We start from the raw sequence: 386 nt of genomic DNA, 5'->3' as shown, positions 1-386 counted from the left end.
TCCAATGCCACCGGCCACATGCGCCAGATCCGTTCCGAGATCGCCAAGCTCGCGGCCCTGCCCGAGGACGAGCTGTACGTTGCGGCCAAGGAACTGCAGGCCCCGTACGAACTGGTCAAGGAAGTCGCCGCTGCCGGCAAGCTGCCCGTGGTGCTGTTCACCGCCGGTGGCATCGCCACCCCGGCCGATGCTGCCATGATGATGCAGCTCGGCGCTGACGGCGTGTTCGTCGGTTCCGGCATCTTCAAGTCCGGCAACCCCGCCCAGCGCGCCGCCGCCGTGGTCAAGGCCACCACGTTCTTCGATGACCCCGACGTCATCGCCAAGGCCTCCCGCGGCCTGGGCGAGGCCATGGTGGGCATCAACGTCGACGAGATCCCGCAGCC

Annotated in this window: 1 pseudogene; it reads left to right on the top strand. The window is 68.1% G+C overall.

The features are described 5' to 3' along the window. Nucleotides 1-386: pseudogene (locus ACU18_RS18905) on the top strand (pyridoxal 5'-phosphate synthase lyase subunit PdxS); the annotation flags it as partial.

This window comes from Arthrobacter sp. ZBG10 (genome assembly GCF_001238605.1).
Taxonomy (GTDB): Bacteria; Actinomycetota; Actinomycetes; order Actinomycetales; family Micrococcaceae; genus Arthrobacter.
The sequence above is the reverse complement of the archived record's forward strand: the minus strand, read 5'-3'. Positions and strand labels throughout refer to the sequence as shown.